The 1,033-nt window shown below is 37.7% G+C and carries 1 protein-coding gene; it reads right to left on the reverse strand.

Translation table 11 applies throughout. From position 1 onward, the window contains the following. On the reverse strand, nucleotides 1-1,033 hold a 1,033-nt coding region (locus CXY28_RS08570), incomplete at both ends, for a glycosyltransferase family 10 domain-containing protein (RefSeq protein ID WP_100980497.1).

Here is a 1,033-nt window from a genome sequence, read left to right on the forward strand (position 1 = left end):
TCATAATTAACCCTCAAATCATCATAATTAACCCTCAAATCATCATAATTAACCCTCAAATCATCATAATTAACCCTCAAATCATCAATAGATATTAAAGGCTCATTCAAATCACGATAGAAAATGAAAGGGTTATCGTGATAAATCGTGTCGTTTTCTAAAATCGTTTTAAAAAAATCTAGGATTTTTTTAAAACTCAAATCTTGGTAAAAGTAAGCTTTCCCATCAAGGGTGTTTAAAGGGTTTTCATAGAGCATGTCTAAATAAGCGTTTGGGTGCGTGTGCAAGTATTTGATATAGTCAATCGCTTCATCAAAGTTTTTAAAATCATGCACATTCACAAAACTCTTAGGGTTAAAATCTTGTGCCACGCTAGGACTCCCCCAATAAATAGGGATAGTATGGCTAAAGTAAGCGTCAATGATTTTTTCGGTAACATAGCCATAGCCTTGAGTGTTTTCAAAACATAGATTGAATTTGTATTGGCTTAAAAACTCGCTCTTGTTTTTGACATTATAGCCTAAAGTGTTTTTCACGCTCCCTCCCCCAGTAACTGGCTCTATAGCGTTTAAAGCGTCATAGAAAGCGTTCCTTTTAGGGGCGTTAGGGTTGCTTGCGACAAAGCTCGCAAACCCTCTTTTCAAAGGATCGCTCTCATTATTCACTACTGCGCATAAATGGGGGTGTTTTTCTTTAAAATGATGGGAAGGTTTTTTTAAAGTATAAAGGCTGTTGTCTTTGAGTTTGTAGGGGGCAGTGGTGTCATTCACGCTCTCGGCTTTATGGTGTAGTCTATCATAATATAAAGGCATTCTCAAATAACGATCTCTAAAGTCCAATTCATCAAAGCCTATGGCGTAATCAAAGAGGTTGAAATTAGGGACTTCATTTTCGCCGGTGTAAAACACTCGTTTAGTGTTTTGATAGGATAGGATTTTTCTGGCTGAGCCAATAGGACTGCCAAAGACGAGATCGGAGGGTTCGTTGGGGTTTTGGTGGAGGGTGATTGTGTAGCGTTGGCTTAAAATGAAAT

It is taken from the genome of Helicobacter pylori (assembly GCF_002832345.1).
Taxonomy (GTDB): Bacteria; Campylobacterota; Campylobacteria; order Campylobacterales; family Helicobacteraceae; genus Helicobacter; species Helicobacter pylori_CP.